Raw genomic sequence first — 13276 nt, 5'->3', positions numbered from 1 at the left:
TCACGCCTTGCCTCCAGGGCCCTTTCGCGGCTTGACCAGCACCTTGGCCGTCGACGACCCGGCATCAGTCAGTCAATTGTTTGCGAAATCTCGTCGGAATATTGCTGACATCTGCTGAACAACCTATGGTTCGGCCAACCGACTTCTTCGAAGGGCCACCCCCCATGAGAGCACTGTTAGCCGCCCTCGCCCTGGTCATCGGAATCCTCGCCGCACCCGCCTCCCCCGCCCATGCGGCGGCCGACGTCAACCTCGCGGCCGGCCGCACGGCCACCGCCAGCAGCCACACCCAGACGTACGCGGCGGCGCACGTCACCGACGGCAACCAGGCCACCTACTGGGAGTCCGCCAACAACGCCTTCCCCCAGTGGGTCCAGGTCGACCTGGGCGCCACCGCCACCGTCAACAGCCTCACGCTCAAGCTGCCCTCCGGCTGGCCGAGCCGCACCCAGACGCTGACCGTCCAGGGCAGCGCCGACGGGTCCGCCTTCACCACGATCAAGGCCCAGGCCGCCTACGCCTTCGCCCCCACCGCCACCGTCCCGGTCAGCGCGAGCACCCGCTACGTGCGGCTGCAGTTCAGCGCCAACACCGGCTGGCCCGCCGGGCAGCTCGCCGAGTTCGAGGTGTGGGGCGCCGGCGGCGGACCCGGCCCCGACCCGGGCGCGAACCTGGCGGCGGGCAAGCCGGTCACCGGCTCCGCCCACACGCACACATACGTGCCGGCCAACGCCAACGACGGCGACCTGACCACCTACTACGAGGGCGCCGGCCACCCCAGCACGCTGACCGTCAAGCTCGGCGCCGACCACGACCTCACCTCGGTCGCGGTCAAGCTGAACCCCGACGGCGCGTGGGGCCCGCGCACCCAGGCCATCCAGGTGCTCGGCCGCGGCCAGAACGCCACCTCCTTCACCAGCCTGGCCGCCCAGGCCACCTACGGCTTCAGCCCGGCCACCGGCAACACGGTGACGATCCCGGTCACCGGCAAGGCCGCCGACGTGCAGCTCCGCTTCACCGCCAACTCCGGCGCGCCGGGCGGGCAGGTCGCCGAGTTCCAGGTGTTCGGCACCGCCTCGGCCAACCCCGACCTGACCGTCACCGCGCCCGCGGCCTCCCCCGCCGCACCGGTCGAGACCGACACGATCACGCTGTCCGCCCAGGTCAGGAACGCGGGCACGGCCCCGTCCGCCGCCACGTCGGTCACGTTCTCCCTGGGAGACGCCGAGGCCGGCAGCGCGGACGTCGGCCCGCTGGCCCCCGGCGCCACCGCCACCGTGACCGCCGCGATCGGCGCCCGCGACGCCGGGACGTACGCCGTCACCGCCGAGGTCGACCCCGGCGGCGAGATCATCGAGCGGGACGAGACCAACAACACCGCCACCGCGAACCTGACCGTCAAACCGGTCGACACCGCCGACCTGGTCGCCGCCCCCGTCGCCTGGACCCCGGGCAACCCCGCGCAGGGCGACACCGTGACGTTCTCCGTCGCGATCAGGAACCAGGGCACGATCGCGTCCAGCGGCGGCTCGCACGGCATCACGCTCACCGTCGCCGACGCCTCCGGCGCCGTCGTCCGCACGCTGACCGGCTCCGCCTCCGGCGTGATCGCGCCCGGCGCCACCACCGCCCCGGTCAACCTCGGCGCCTGGACCGCCGCCGACGGCCGCCACACGGTCAAGGTGGTGCTCGCGGCCGACGCCGCCGAGCTCCCGGTCAAGCGCGCCAACAACACCAGCACCCACCAGCTCGCCGTCGGCCGCGGCGCGAGCATGCCGTACGACACCTACGAGGCCGAGGACGCGGCCGTCGGCGGCGGCGCCACCCGGCTGGGCCCCAGCAGGGAGGTCGGCCACCTGGCCGGCGAGGCGTCCGGCCGCCGCGCGGTCACGCTCGGCAGCACCGGCTCCTACGTCGAGTTCACCGCCCGGGCCCGCACCAACACGCTCGTGACCCGGTTCTCCATCCCCGACGCGCCGGGCGGCGGCGGCATCGACTCCACGCTGAACGTCTACGTCGACGGCACGTTCCTCAAGGCCATCCCGCTGACCTCGCGCTACGCCTGGCTGTACGGGCCGGAGGCGAGCCCGAACAACTCCCCCGGATCCGGGCCGCCCCGGCACATCTACGACGAGGCCAACCTGATGCTCGGCACCACCGTCGAGGCCGGCAGCAAGATCAGGCTGCAGAAGGACGCGGCCAACACCTCCACCTACACGATCGACTTCGTCGACCTGGAGCACGTCTCCCCCGCCGCCAACCCCGACCCGGCGCGCTACGCCGTGCCCGCCGGTCTCGGGCACCAGGACGTGCAGAACGCGCTCGACCGCGCCCGCCAGGAGCCCGGCCTGGAGGGCGTCTACCTGCCCCCGGGCGACTACCGGACCTCCGGCAAGTTCCAGGTGTACGGCAAGCCCGTCAAGATCGTCGGCGCCGGGCCCTGGTACACCCGCTTCCACGCCCCCGCCGGGCAGGAGAACACCGACATCGGCTTCCGCGCCGACGCCACCGCCAACGGCTCCACGTTCGCCGGATTCGCCTACTTCGGCAACTACACCAGCCGCATCGACGGCCCCGGCAAGGTGTTCGACCTCAGCAACGTCGCCGGCATGACGATCGACAACCTGTGGGTCGAGCACCAGATCTGCATGTACTGGGGCTCCAACACCGACGACATGACGCTGAAGAACTCGCGCATCCGCAACGTGTTCGCCGACGGGCTCAACATGACCAACGGCAGCACCGGCAACCACGTGACGAACATCGAGACCCGCTCCACGGGCGACGACAGCTTCGCGCTGTTCTCGGCCATCGACAACAACAGCGGCCAGCAGCACGGCAACGTGTACGAGAACCTGACGTCGCTGCTCACCTGGCGGGCGGCCGGGGTCGCGGTCTACGGCGGCTACGACAACGTGTTCCGCAACATCTACGTGGCCGACACGCTCGTCTACTCGGGCGTCACGATCAGCTCGCTCGACTTCGGCATCCCGATGCACGGCTTCGGGGCCAGCCCGCCCACGCGGTTCGAGAACATCTCGCTGGTCCGGGCCGGCGGGCACTTCTGGGGGCAGCAGACGTTCCCGGCGATGTGGCTGTTCTCGGCCTCGAAGGTGTTCCAGGGCATCCGGGTCAGCAACCTGGAGATCGTGGACCCCACGTACTCGGGGATCATGTTCCAGACCGGGTACGCGGGCAACCAGCCGCTGAACCCGGTCACGGACACCGTGTTCGAGAACGTCTCCATCACCGGGGCGCGCAAGAGCGGCGACGCCTTCGACGCCAAGTCCGGGTTCGGCATCTGGGTGAACGAGATGCCCGAGCCGGGGCAGGGCCCGGCGGTCGGCTCGGCGACGTTCCGGGGGCTGCGCTTCGGCGGCAACCATCAGGACGTCAGGAACACCACCTCGACGTTCACCCTGAACATCCAGTAACCGGAGCCCGGGCGGTCAGAGTTCGCCCCGGTGCGGCAGGCCCTGCCAGTCGCTCGCGCTGGACACCGCGGCGGCGCTCAGCAGCGTCCCGCGGTGCAGCCGTTCGGGCGGGGTCAGCCCGTCCAGGGCGGCGCTGACGTACCCGGCCACGAACGCGTCGGCCGCGCCCGAGGTGTCGACGATCGGCACCTGCGGGCCGGGCGCGTCGTAGCGCATCCGGTCGGCCCGCACGCTCGCGCCCTTCGCGCCCCGGTCGACGACGACCTCGCGCTCGGGCGTGAGCGCGGGCTTGACCAGGTCCAGCTCGTCCTGGTGGACGAAGAGCAGGTGCGCGTCGCAGGCGAGCTCGCTCAGCACGTCCTCGGCCTCGCGCACCGACGGCCACAGCTCGGGCCGGTACTCGACGGCGAACGAGACGACCACTTCGGCGCGTTTCGCGGCGGCCACGGCGGCGCGTACCGCCTCCAGCGCGTCCCTGCCGAGCGCGGCGGTGACGCCGGAGACGTGCAGCATCTTGGCCGCGCCGACGCGGTCGATGGGCACGTTGCCCGGGGTCAGCCGCGACCCGGCGGAGCCCGTGCGGTAGTGGCTCACGTGGGGCGCGCGGCCCACCCGGGTCTCGCGCAGCAGCAGCCCGGTGGCGGCGCCCTCCGTGACGCGCACATCGGCCACGTCGACGCCCTCGCCGCGCAGCGCGGTCAGCACCCGCGCGCCCAGCTCGTCGGCGCCCACCTTGCCGGCGAACGCGCACCGGTGACCGAGCCGCGCCAGGCCCACGGCCAGCGTGAACTCCGGCCCGCAGACGTCCAGCCTGGCTTCGCTCTCGTGCCGGACCCGGCCGCTGGACACGACCCCCAGCGCCTCGCCGAGGGTGTAGACGTCAATCATGAAGACCGACTGTAGTCGGTCATCTGTCCCAAAACGGATTTTCTATCAAGGCCCCAGGTAAACACCGTGATCATATTTTTCTCGTAACTTTTGCGAACCTTTTCCTCCTACTGTGACTCAAAGGAGTAGACGGAGCTGGTCATCCCGGACCGGCTCCAGCGATACGGGGAGAGGAATCAGCACCCTCATGCAGAAAATCGCTGTAGGAATCATCTCCGCCCTGGTGGGCGGCACCATGTTGGTGTCCGGTGGCGCCGCGAGCGCGACCGCCAAGGCGTCCGAGGTCGAGATCCTCGACATCTCGCCCAACCCGGTGGTCGTGCGGGGCGACGGCGAGACCACCGCCAAGTTCAAGGTCGGCGCCAGCTCCGACGTCGAGCGCGTCGAGCTCAGCGTCGAGCCCGACGGCCGCGCGGCCCGCACCCTCGTCGCCCGCGACGTGCGCGAGCTGGAGAAGTGGCTCTTCTCGGTGCCCTTCAACAAGAACGACGTCGAGGGCAAGTGGAAGGCCACCGCGGTCGCCTTCGACGACGACGGTGACAAGGTCGCCACCGACACGATCCGCTTCTACGTGGACATCCGCGCGGGCAAGGCCGACACCCGGATCACCCGGTTCTCCGCCGACCCGTACAAGGTCCGCAAGGGCCGCACCATCCACTTCTCCGGCCGCCTCCAGGCCGACGACCGTGGCTGGGAGCCCCTGCGCAACCAGAAGGTGCACATCTACTACCGCGCCAACGGCCACAGCGGCTGGAAGTGGGTCGACTCCGACCGCACCAACTGGCGCGGCGACTTCCACGCGAGCACCAAGGCCTACAAGAGCGGCACGTTCAAGGCCGTCTACAAGGGCGACTGGAAGCGTGACGGCGCCGAGAGCCGTCACGACTACGTGCGCGTCTCCTCCTGGGGCTGGCACCGCTAAGCCCTGACGACTGACGGCCCGGCCCCCCACGTGGAGGGCCGGGCCTTCGCCGTTTGGCGGCCCCGGTGAGAGGTGCGGTCCTGGGGGTAGCGACGCAGGTATGGCTGAAGATCTGCTCCGCGACTTCGACCCGTTCGACATCTTCGACACCGAGGCGGCCCGGCTGGACCGGTTCTTCTCGGGGCTGGACGAGGAAGGCTGGCGGCGTCCCTCACGGGCGGCCGGGTGGACGGTCCGCGACGTGCTCGGCCATCTGGCAGGCGAGGAGCTCTACAACCAGGCGTGCCTCGACGGCACCCTGCCCGAGCTGCGCGAGCTGATGGAGTCGCAGGGCATCTCCGGCTATGACGAGTTCAACGAGTGGTGCGTGCGGCAGCGGCGCGGCGTGCCGGTCGCCGAGGTGCTGGAGGAGTGGCGTACCAAGAACGGCGACACCCGGGCCCGCATGCGCGAGCTCGGCCCGTACGCGACGCTGGAGACCATGGCCGGGCCGTACCCGGTGGGCAAGCAGACCTTCCACTACGACTCCGAGTACGCCACCCACGCCGACGACGTCGGCGCGCCCGTCTCCGACGAGGAGGCGGAGGGCCGGACGCTCTGGCGGGCCGCCGTCGGCCGCTTCGCGCTGGCCGAGCGGGGCGCTGACGTCCAGGTCGAGCCGACTGCCGAGCAGATCTGGGCGCACGCCGGCGGGGCGAGCGCCAGCCTGTCCTATCCGGAGTTCGTCGCGGCCACCGTGGGGCGGCTGCCCGAGACGCACCCGCTCGACCAGCGGCTCGTCTCGGCGCTGCGCTGCCTGGCCTGAGAGGAGAGCCGTCATGTGGCTGCGGAACCGCGAAGGCACCGAGCCGGTGACCGCGCGCAGCCCGCTGGGCGCGCGCCGGGTGCTGTCGGTGGTCGCGCTGGTGCTGGGCGCGGCGGCGGCCGTGTTCTTCGTCGTGCGGGCCATGAGCACCGGCGAGGCGGTGTGGGCGTGGGAGGCGGCGATCGCGGCCGCCGTGGCGCTCATCGCCGCCCTCGACCTGCTGGTGCTCAGGCACCGGCGGGCGCGATCAGGCGGTCGCGACCGCCACCGCCAGTAGGAACACCATCAGCGTCACGGCCAGGACGACCATCCAGCGGCGCACCACCGGCCTGCCGCGCGCCCGGGTGACCCGCAGCGCGGGCGGATCGGCGGCGCGCGTCATCGCCGCGTCGCCGCCGGACTCGATCCTGTTGATGGCCGCCACCCGCCTGGCCAGCTCCGGATCGTCCCTCTCCAGAGCCAGCTCGATGTCCGCGAGGATGCGGCGCTCCCTTCCAGACAGACCCATCGTGCGCTCACCATCGTTCTCACGCCGGTGAGAAGCATTTACCCGTCGTTGACCGGGGCATGCTTGACGATGGGTCACGCCTTCCCGTAGCGCTGGCGGAAGCGCTCGACCCGGCCCGCGCTGTCGACGATGCGGCCGCGTCCGGTGTAGAAGGGGTGGCTCGCGGACGACACGTCGACGTCGACGACCGGGTAGGTGCGGCCGTCCTCCCACTCGACGCGCTCGCGGCTGGTCACCGTGGAGCGGGTGAGGAAGGCGAACCCGGCGCTGGGGTCGCGGAAGACGACGGGGCGGTATTCGGGGTGCAGGTTCTTCTTCATGGCCCGTGCAACCATGTGGCAATGGTTTTCATTCCCGCGCCTCCGGGTCGAGCCCGAGCACCGTCCGGCCGCCGTCCACGGGCAGCGTGACGCCGGTGACGAAGGAGGCCGACAGCAGGTACGCCACCGCGTCGGCCACCTCGGCCGGGGTGGCGACCCGGCCCAGCGGGTGCAACACCGCCATCTCCTCCTCCGTTCCCGGCCGCTCGGCCAGCAGCCGCTCGTACCGCTCGGTCGCCACCGAACCGGGCGCCACCGCGTTCGCCCGGATGCCGTGCCTGCCGTACTCGACCGCGACCGCCCTGGTCAGGCCCTCGACGGCGGCCTTGGCCGTCGCGTACGGGAGGCTGCCGGGGACCGGGCGGCGGGCCTGGTGGGAGGTGACGTTGACGATCGCGCCCCCGGTCCCGGCGGCCAGGAAACGGCGCACGGCGACGGCGCAGCCCGTGACCGCCAGGTCCAGGTTGGCGGCGATCAGCGCGCGGATCTCGCCGGCCGGGGACGTGTGGAGCGCGGCGTCGCGGAAGACCGCCGCGTTGTTCACCCATCCGGTCAGCGTGCCGGCCTCCTCGGCGAGCCCGGCGGCACGCACGAGGACGGCCTCGTCGGCCGCGTCACCGATCACCGGGATGACGCCGGGGCCCGCCCAGCCGAGGGCGGCGGGATCGCGTTCCACGGCCACCACGGTGGCGGGGCCGAGCCGCTCCACGACGGCCCTGCCGATTCCACGTCCGGCTCCGGTGACGACATAGCTGTGATTCATAACGGGGGCTCATGCCCGGCGCGTGAGGATTATCACTGTATGCCGGGACTGGAGGCCGTATGCCGGGCCGGGGAAGCGGGAAGGGCTCCGGGCGTGACCATGCGGGCGGCGCGGATGGTGGGGGCGCTGGCCATCACGCAAACCGCCGGGTACGGCGTCCTTTACTACGCTTTTTCGGTTTTTATCACGCCGATGTCCCGCGAACTGGGCGCCGGGGTGGCGGAGCTCACCGGAGCGATCACGGTCTCGGTGCTCGTGTCGGCGCTCGTCGCGCCCGTAGTCGGGCGCGGCCTGGACCGCTACGGCGGGCGCGGCATCATGACCGCCGGCTCGGCGCTGGGCGCCGCCGCCGTGCTGGCCTGGTCGCAGGTCCGCACCGTCGCGCAGCTCTACCTCGCGTGCGCGGCGCTCGGCGTCGCCTCCGCGATGGTCCTGTACGAGGCCGCGTTCGCGGTGCTCGTGGCCTGGTTCGACGCCGCGCGGCGGGCGCGGGCGCTGCTGGCCGTCACGGTGGTCGCCGGGTTCGCCTCCAGCGTCTTCCTGCCGCTGACCGGGTTCCTCGTCGACCGCTACGGCTGGCGGCAGGCCCTGGTCGTGCTGGCCGCCGGGTACGGGCTGGCCGCCGTCCCGCTGCACGCGCTCGCCGTACGGAGCCGCCCACGGGCTCGGGCGCCCGGCCGGCCGGTGGGGGCGGCGCTGCGCGACCGGGCGTTCTGGCTGCTGGCGGCCGCGTTCCTGACGCAGACCGGGGCGGTGGCCGTCATGGGCGTGCTGCTGGTCACGTACCTGATCACGCTGGGGCACTCGCCGCTGTTCGCCGCGACGGCGGCCGGGCTGCTCGGGGTGCTGTCGGTGACCGGGCGGATCGTGACCACCGGGCTCCAGGCGCGCTGGCGCGTGTCGCTGATCACGGCGGCGATGTTCGCCCTCCAGGGGGCGGCCGCGCTGCTGCTGCCCGCGATCGGGCGCGACCCGGCGGGGGCGGTGGCCGCGGTCGTCCTGTTCGGGCTGGGGTTCGGCGTCGGCACCATCGCCCGGCCCGCCCTGCTGGCCGACCGCTACGGCACGGACTCGTACGGGAGCATCAGCGGGGCCCTGGCGCTGCCCATCACCGTGGCCAAGGCCCTCGCCCCGCTGCTCGCCGCCGGGGTGGCCCAGGTCGCCGGCTACCCCGCCGTGATGGCGGCCGTCGCGGCCTGCTGCGTGCTCGGGGCGCTCGCCCTGATGGCCTACGATCGCCGTGGGCGAACTGGGCCTGCGACCGACCCCGAACACGTAAGGTAGCCGCATGGATACCCCCATCGAGGTTCTGCACCGCGTGTTCGGCTACGACTCGTTCCGGGCGGGCCAGCAGGAGATCATCGATCAGGTGGTGGGCGGCGGCGACGCGCTCGTGCTCATGCCGACCGGCGGCGGCAAGTCGCTGTGCTACCAGATCCCCGCGCTGGTGCGGCCCGGCACCGGCGTGGTCGTCTCGCCGCTGATCGCGCTCATGCAGGACCAGGTCGACGCGCTGAGAGCGCTCGGCGTGCGGGCGGGGTTCCTCAACTCGACCCAGGATCACGACGAGAGACAGCTCGTCGAGGCGGAGTTCCTGGCCGGCGAGCTCGACCTCCTCTATCTCGCGCCCGAGCGGCTGCGGGTCGAGTCCACGGTGCGGCTGCTGTCCAAGGGGCGGATCTCGCTGTTCGCCATCGACGAGGCGCACTGCGTCTCCCAGTGGGGCCACGACTTCCGGCCCGACTACCTCGCGCTGTCGGAGCTGCCCGCGCTCTGGCCGGACGTGCCGCGCGTCGCGCTCACCGCGACCGCCACGCCCGCCACCCACGCCGAGATCGCCGAACGGCTCGGCCTGCAGCAGGCCCGCCACTTCGTGGCCGGCTTCGACCGCCCCAACATCCACTACCGGATCACCGCCAAGAGCGAGCCCAAGCGGCAGCTCCTCGACTTCCTGCGCGAGGAGCACCCCGGCGACGCCGGCATCGTCTACTGCCTGTCCCGCTCGTCCGTGGAGAAGATCGCCGCGTTCCTGGTGGAGCACGGCATCGCCGCCGTCCCCTACCACGCCGGGCTCGACGCCCGCACCCGCGCCGCCCACCAGGCCCGCTTCCTGCGCGAGGACGGCCTCGTCGTGGTCGCGACCATCGCGTTCGGCATGGGCATCGACAAGCCCGACGTGCGCTTCGTCGCCCACCTCGACCTGCCCAAGTCCGTCGAGGGCTACTACCAGGAGACCGGCCGGGCCGGCCGCGACGGCCTGCCCGCGACCGCCTGGATGGCCTACGGGCTGCAGGACGTCGTCCAGCACCGGCGCCTCGCGCTGGAGGGCGACGAGCAGCACCGCCGCCGCCAGGCGCTCCACCTCGACGCCATGCTCGCCCTCTGCGAGACCGTGAGCTGCCGCCGCGCGATGCTGCTCGACTACTTCGGCCAGCCCGGCAGCCCCCCGTGCGGCAACTGCGACACCTGCCAGGCCCCGCCCGAGTCCTGGGACGGCACGGTCGCCGCCCAGAAGGTGCTCTCCACCGTCCTGCGCCTCAAGCGCGAGCGCGGCCAGAAGTTCGGCGTCGGCCAGATCGTCGACATCCTCCTCGGCAAGACCACCGCCAAGGTCCTGCAACACGGCCATGACTCGCTCACCGTCTTCGGCGTCGGCTCCGAGCTGGGCAACGCCGAGTGGCACGGCGTCGTCCGCCAGCTCCTCGCCCACGGCCTGCTCGCCGTCGAGCCCGCCCACGGCACCCTCGTCCTCACCGACGCCAGCGCCGACGTCCTGCGCGGGCAGCGCGAGGTCCCGCTGCGCCGCGACGCCAAACGCCCGCCGCGCCCGGCCCGCTCCTCCTCGTCCGGCGGCTCCGCCCGCCCCGCCGCCGACCTCGACCCCGACGCCGCCGCCCGCTTCGAGCTCCTGCGCGCCTGGCGCGCCGCCACGGCCAAGGAGCAGGGCGTCCCGGCGTACGTCATCTTCCACGACGCCACCCTGCGCGAGATCGCCACCCTCTGCCCGACCTCCCTGTCCCAGCTCGGCACGGTCACGGGAGTCGGCGAGAACAAACTGGCCAAATACGGGCAACAGGTCCTGGAAACCCTCGGCACCGACCCCACCGACGACCCCCAGGGCACCCTCCTCCCCTGACGGGTCGGCACGCCGGACCTGCGGCCCGTCACACCGCGGGCCGGGCCGCCGCAGTCGGGTGTACGGGCGCATCCCGCAGGCGTTCGCCACGTGCCCCGGACTGGCAGGCAAGGCGACCTGGTTCGCGCTCCCCCGTACGGCTGACCAGCGATGGCAGGGGACTTGCCACGGCCTCCACACGGCGCCTCTACGGGACGATCACGAGCGACCTCGATGAGCCCGGTCGCTCGGTGCGCGTGGTCCGGGTGCGTGCGGCCCGGCGAATTCACTTGTCCCGTATCGCTGAGCGACTTTACAGTCACGTTAGGCAACACATGGAGGTCGCTATGGGTGGTAAGCACGAGGGCGACAAGAAGCACGGCTACGAGGAGTTCAAGCCCGGTAAGGACCAATCGAAAGACGGGGCGGGACAGGGAGGCGGATCCCGGGAGAAGCCAGCCGACGGCGGCAAGAAGTGACCGAACTCGGCCTCCTGCTGGACGCCATGATCGCCCGCATCGAAGAGGTGCGGGCACCGGTCGACAGCCGGATCGAACGCGCGCTGCGGTCAGTGCCCCGCCACAGGTACGTCCCACCCATAGCGCTCATCGCCGACGGCGACCGGCCGCCGTTCCTGATCGACCGGGACAAGGACCCCGAGCTGTGGATGACCAGCGTCTACACCGAGACGGCGATCGTCACCCAGCTCGATGACGGCGCGACCGACCTCGCCACCTTGGACGGCAACTACAGCTCGTCGTCATCCGCGCCGGCGACGGTCGCCGACCTGCTCGAACTCCTCGATCCTCAGCCCGGCGATCGTGTCCTGGAGATCGGCACCGGCACGGGCTGGACGGCCGCGCTGCTCTGCCACCTGGCCGGAGAGCAGAACATCACCTCGTTGGAGGTCGACCCGGTTCTCGCGGAGGCAGCGGCGAAGAACCTCGCCGAGGCGGGCCTGCGACCGCACCTGGTCGTCGGTGACGGCGCGGAAGGGGCCCCCGATCGCGGGCCGTTCGACCGCGTGCACGCCACCTGTGCGGTGCGGACGGTGCCGTACGTCTGGATCGATCAGTGCCGGCCCGGGGCGGTGATCGTCACCCCCATCCACACGGGGGTCGGGGACGGGCATGTGCTGCGCCTGGTCGTGCTGGATGATGGCACCGCGCAGGGCCGCTTTCGCGAGTACGCCGACTACATGGCCATGCGGTCGCAGCGCCCCGTCTATTTGCCGGACCCGGCAGGGGTTCAGCCGCGGGAGAGCACCACACGCGTCGACCCTCGCATGGTCGTCCGGGCGCCGCCCGGCGCGAGGCTGGCCATCGCCGCGCTGACGGGGCTGCGGCTGGACACACGCACCGAACCCGGGCGCTTCCTGGTCTGGGTGTCGAGCACCACCGAGGCGCGGGAGAAGGCCTTGGTCATCTGGGAGGAAGGGAAGGCTGAGTACAAGCTGTACGAGCTGAGCGACCGGCCGGTGTGGGACGAGGTCGTGGCCGCCTACTTCCAGTGGGTGCGGTGGGGCGAGCCCCGCCGCGACCGGTTCGGCATGACGGTCGGCCCGCAGGGGCAGTGCTACTGGCTCGACATGCCGAGCCAGGTGATCAGTTGAGGTGCGCCCCCGACCGACATGCGCCGACTCATCGACTCAAGGGGCATGGTCCCACCGCGTCACCGAGGAACGCCGCCTCCTCCATGTGCCCTGTTACAACGGGCTGATCATTCTTCAGGTCCGGTAAGTCCAGTCGAACGGGCCGGAGTGGGTGGTCATGAGGCATTCGGGTCGCGGCCGAGGCAGGCGAGGAGGCGGGCTTCGGCCGGGGCGTTCGAGGGGACGCTGCGGGGTGGGGCGAAGCGGGCGGGGCGGTCGGCGGGGGTGACGAAGAGGGCGGCCAGTTCCAGCAGTTCACCGGCCAGCGTGGCCGGGATCGGCCGGGGGTGTCCGCAGGCCTGGGCGACGTCCCAGCCGTGCACGGTGATCTCGACGGCGCCGACCCCGGCGACCAGCTCCGCCGCCAGCGGGAGCCCGCCGACGGAGACCACGGCGCTTCTGACCGCCCCGGACCACGCGCCGAGCGTCGCGCAGGCCGCTCCGCGCAACTCGCCGGCCTCCGTCTGCACGTTCTGAGGGAAGGGGCACTCCGGGGCGCTGGGGGGAGGCACCGGGGCCGGGATGCCGTACGGGACGGCTGTGGGGGCGTCACGTGCGAGGGGGACGGCGGGGCGGGGTGCGACGGTTTCCGGGGTGGGGGCGTCGCGGGCCGGGGGTGGGATGTGGCCGTGGGTGGCGGCTTCGTACAGGGTCTGGAAGGAGTCGTTCATGTGGGCGAGGAGGTCGGCCAGGGTCCAGGCGGCGCACGGGGTGGGGCGGTGGAGGGCGGCGGGGGTGACGAGGTGCAGGGAGCCGGTGGTGTAGGCGATGGCCCGGTCCAGGAGGGCCGCGGTGGACGGCGTCGGGACCGTGGGCGTCTGCGGTTGGGCCATGGTTGCGCCTCCTCCTGTACGGAACGCGTACTCGGAA

13 protein-coding genes are annotated in these 13276 nt (G+C 72.1%); 8 read left to right on the top strand and 5 right to left on the bottom strand.

Features of this window, described 5'->3' with window-relative positions:
- Nucleotides 1–164 precede the first annotated feature (164 nt).
- Nucleotides 165–3434 carry a discoidin domain-containing protein gene (locus tag ACBI99_RS41880; protein WP_375075003.1) on the top strand — a complete coding sequence of 1090 codons (3270 nt, stop codon included), beginning with the start codon at nt 165–167 and terminating at the stop codon, nt 3432–3434.
- A gap of 15 nt (nt 3435–3449) precedes the next feature.
- Here the strand turns inward: ACBI99_RS41880 and ACBI99_RS41875 are convergent, their stop codons facing one another.
- Complete coding sequence (locus ACBI99_RS41875) at nt 3450–4322, bottom strand: sugar kinase (protein ID WP_219505420.1); 873 nt, start codon at nt 4320–4322, stop codon at nt 3450–3452.
- A 187-nt stretch (nt 4323–4509) separates the two neighbouring features.
- On the opposite strand from ACBI99_RS41875, the gene ACBI99_RS41870 reads away from it, so the two are divergent.
- The 3 genes from ACBI99_RS41870 (at nt 4510) to ACBI99_RS41860 (ending at nt 6326) form a co-directional block, all read left to right on the top strand.
- On the top strand, nt 4510–5244 hold the full coding sequence (locus tag ACBI99_RS41870) for a hypothetical protein (RefSeq protein ID WP_219505418.1): 735 nt from the start codon (nt 4510–4512) through the stop codon (nt 5242–5244).
- Between the two features lie 100 nt (nt 5245–5344).
- A complete protein-coding gene (locus ACBI99_RS41865; protein WP_375075002.1) occupies nt 5345–6049 on the top strand; it encodes a maleylpyruvate isomerase family mycothiol-dependent enzyme in 705 nt (234 codons plus the stop codon).
- Between the two features lie 13 nt (nt 6050–6062).
- Nucleotides 6063–6326, top strand: coding sequence for a DUF6343 family protein (locus tag ACBI99_RS41860; protein WP_219505414.1), 264 nt, complete (start codon nt 6063–6065; stop codon nt 6324–6326).
- On the opposite strand, the gene ACBI99_RS41855 is transcribed toward ACBI99_RS41860, so the two are convergent.
- The 3 genes from ACBI99_RS41855 to ACBI99_RS41845 form a co-directional block, all read right to left on the bottom strand.
- Nucleotides 6297–6557, bottom strand: coding sequence for a DUF3040 domain-containing protein (locus ACBI99_RS41855; protein WP_219505412.1), 261 nt, complete (start codon nt 6555–6557; stop codon nt 6297–6299). The two genes, ACBI99_RS41860 and ACBI99_RS41855, sit on opposite strands and share 30 nt — an antisense overlap.
- A 74-nt stretch (nt 6558–6631) precedes the next feature.
- Nucleotides 6632–6877 (bottom strand): type B 50S ribosomal protein L31, encoded by a 246-nt coding sequence (locus ACBI99_RS41850; RefSeq protein ID WP_364179535.1) that lies wholly within the window; start codon nt 6875–6877, stop codon nt 6632–6634.
- Between the two features lie 28 nt (nt 6878–6905).
- Nucleotides 6906–7640: an SDR family oxidoreductase gene (locus ACBI99_RS41845; RefSeq protein ID WP_364179476.1), complete on the bottom strand. Its 735-nt coding sequence runs from the start codon at nt 7638–7640 to the stop codon at nt 6906–6908.
- Between the two features lie 99 nt (nt 7641–7739).
- On the opposite strand from ACBI99_RS41845, the gene ACBI99_RS41840 reads away from it, so the two are divergent.
- The 4 genes from ACBI99_RS41840 to ACBI99_RS41825 all read left to right on the top strand — a co-directional run bounded on the left by ACBI99_RS41840 (nt 7740) and on the right by ACBI99_RS41825 (nt 12367).
- Nucleotides 7740–8924: an MFS transporter gene (locus tag ACBI99_RS41840; RefSeq protein ID WP_375075021.1), complete on the top strand. Its 1185-nt coding sequence runs from the start codon at nt 7740–7742 to the stop codon at nt 8922–8924.
- 4 nt (nt 8925–8928) lie between these two features.
- Nucleotides 8929–10776, top strand: coding sequence for a DNA helicase RecQ (gene recQ, locus ACBI99_RS41835; RefSeq protein WP_219505408.1), 1848 nt, complete (start codon nt 8929–8931; stop codon nt 10774–10776).
- A 326-nt stretch (nt 10777–11102) separates the two neighbouring features.
- Nucleotides 11103–11234, top strand: coding sequence for a hypothetical protein (locus ACBI99_RS41830; RefSeq protein ID WP_281427003.1), 132 nt, complete (start codon nt 11103–11105; stop codon nt 11232–11234).
- Nucleotides 11231–12367 (top strand): methyltransferase domain-containing protein, encoded by a 1137-nt coding sequence (locus ACBI99_RS41825; protein WP_375075001.1) that lies wholly within the window; start codon nt 11231–11233, stop codon nt 12365–12367. The genes ACBI99_RS41830 and ACBI99_RS41825 overlap by 4 nt, the downstream gene beginning before the upstream one ends.
- Before the next feature lie 155 nt (nt 12368–12522).
- Here the strand turns inward: ACBI99_RS41825 and ACBI99_RS41820 are convergent, their stop codons facing one another.
- The gene (locus ACBI99_RS41820) at nt 12523–13239 is read right to left on the bottom strand and encodes a maleylpyruvate isomerase N-terminal domain-containing protein (RefSeq protein ID WP_375075000.1); all 717 of its coding nucleotides are present in this window, start codon (nt 13237–13239) and stop codon (nt 12523–12525) included.
- Between the last annotated feature and the right edge of the window lie 37 nt (nt 13240–13276).

It is taken from the genome of Nonomuraea sp. ATR24, from assembly GCF_041950485.1.
Lineage (GTDB): Bacteria > Actinomycetota > Actinomycetes > Streptosporangiales > Streptosporangiaceae > Nonomuraea > Nonomuraea ceibae.
The sequence above is the reverse complement of the archived record's forward strand: the minus strand, read 5'-3'. Positions and strand labels throughout refer to the sequence as shown.

Coding starts and splice junctions, on each gene's coding strand:
- ACBI99_RS41865 (WP_375075002.1), top strand. CDS start 5,345: ATGGCTGAAGATCTGCTCCGCGACTTCGACCCGTTCGACATCTTCGAC.
- ACBI99_RS41880 (WP_375075003.1), top strand. CDS start 165: ATGAGAGCACTGTTAGCCGCCCTCGCCCTGGTCATCGGAATCCTCGCC.
- ACBI99_RS41860 (WP_219505414.1), top strand. CDS start 6,063: ATGTGGCTGCGGAACCGCGAAGGCACCGAGCCGGTGACCGCGCGCAGC.
- ACBI99_RS41820 (WP_375075000.1), bottom strand. CDS start 13,239: ATGGCCCAACCGCAGACGCCCACGGTCCCGACGCCGTCCACCGCGGCC.
- ACBI99_RS41855 (WP_219505412.1), bottom strand. CDS start 6,557: ATGGGTCTGTCTGGAAGGGAGCGCCGCATCCTCGCGGACATCGAGCTG.
- ACBI99_RS41875 (WP_219505420.1), bottom strand. CDS start 4,322: ATGATTGACGTCTACACCCTCGGCGAGGCGCTGGGGGTCGTGTCCAGC.
- ACBI99_RS41840 (WP_375075021.1), top strand. CDS start 7,740: ATGCGGGCGGCGCGGATGGTGGGGGCGCTGGCCATCACGCAAACCGCC.
- ACBI99_RS41870 (WP_219505418.1), top strand. CDS start 4,510: ATGCAGAAAATCGCTGTAGGAATCATCTCCGCCCTGGTGGGCGGCACC.
- ACBI99_RS41850 (WP_364179535.1), bottom strand. CDS start 6,877: ATGAAGAAGAACCTGCACCCCGAATACCGCCCCGTCGTCTTCCGCGAC.
- ACBI99_RS41845 (WP_364179476.1), bottom strand. CDS start 7,640: ATGAATCACAGCTATGTCGTCACCGGAGCCGGACGTGGAATCGGCAGG.
- ACBI99_RS41830 (WP_281427003.1), top strand. CDS start 11,103: ATGGGTGGTAAGCACGAGGGCGACAAGAAGCACGGCTACGAGGAGTTC.
- recQ (WP_219505408.1), top strand. CDS start 8,929: ATGGATACCCCCATCGAGGTTCTGCACCGCGTGTTCGGCTACGACTCG.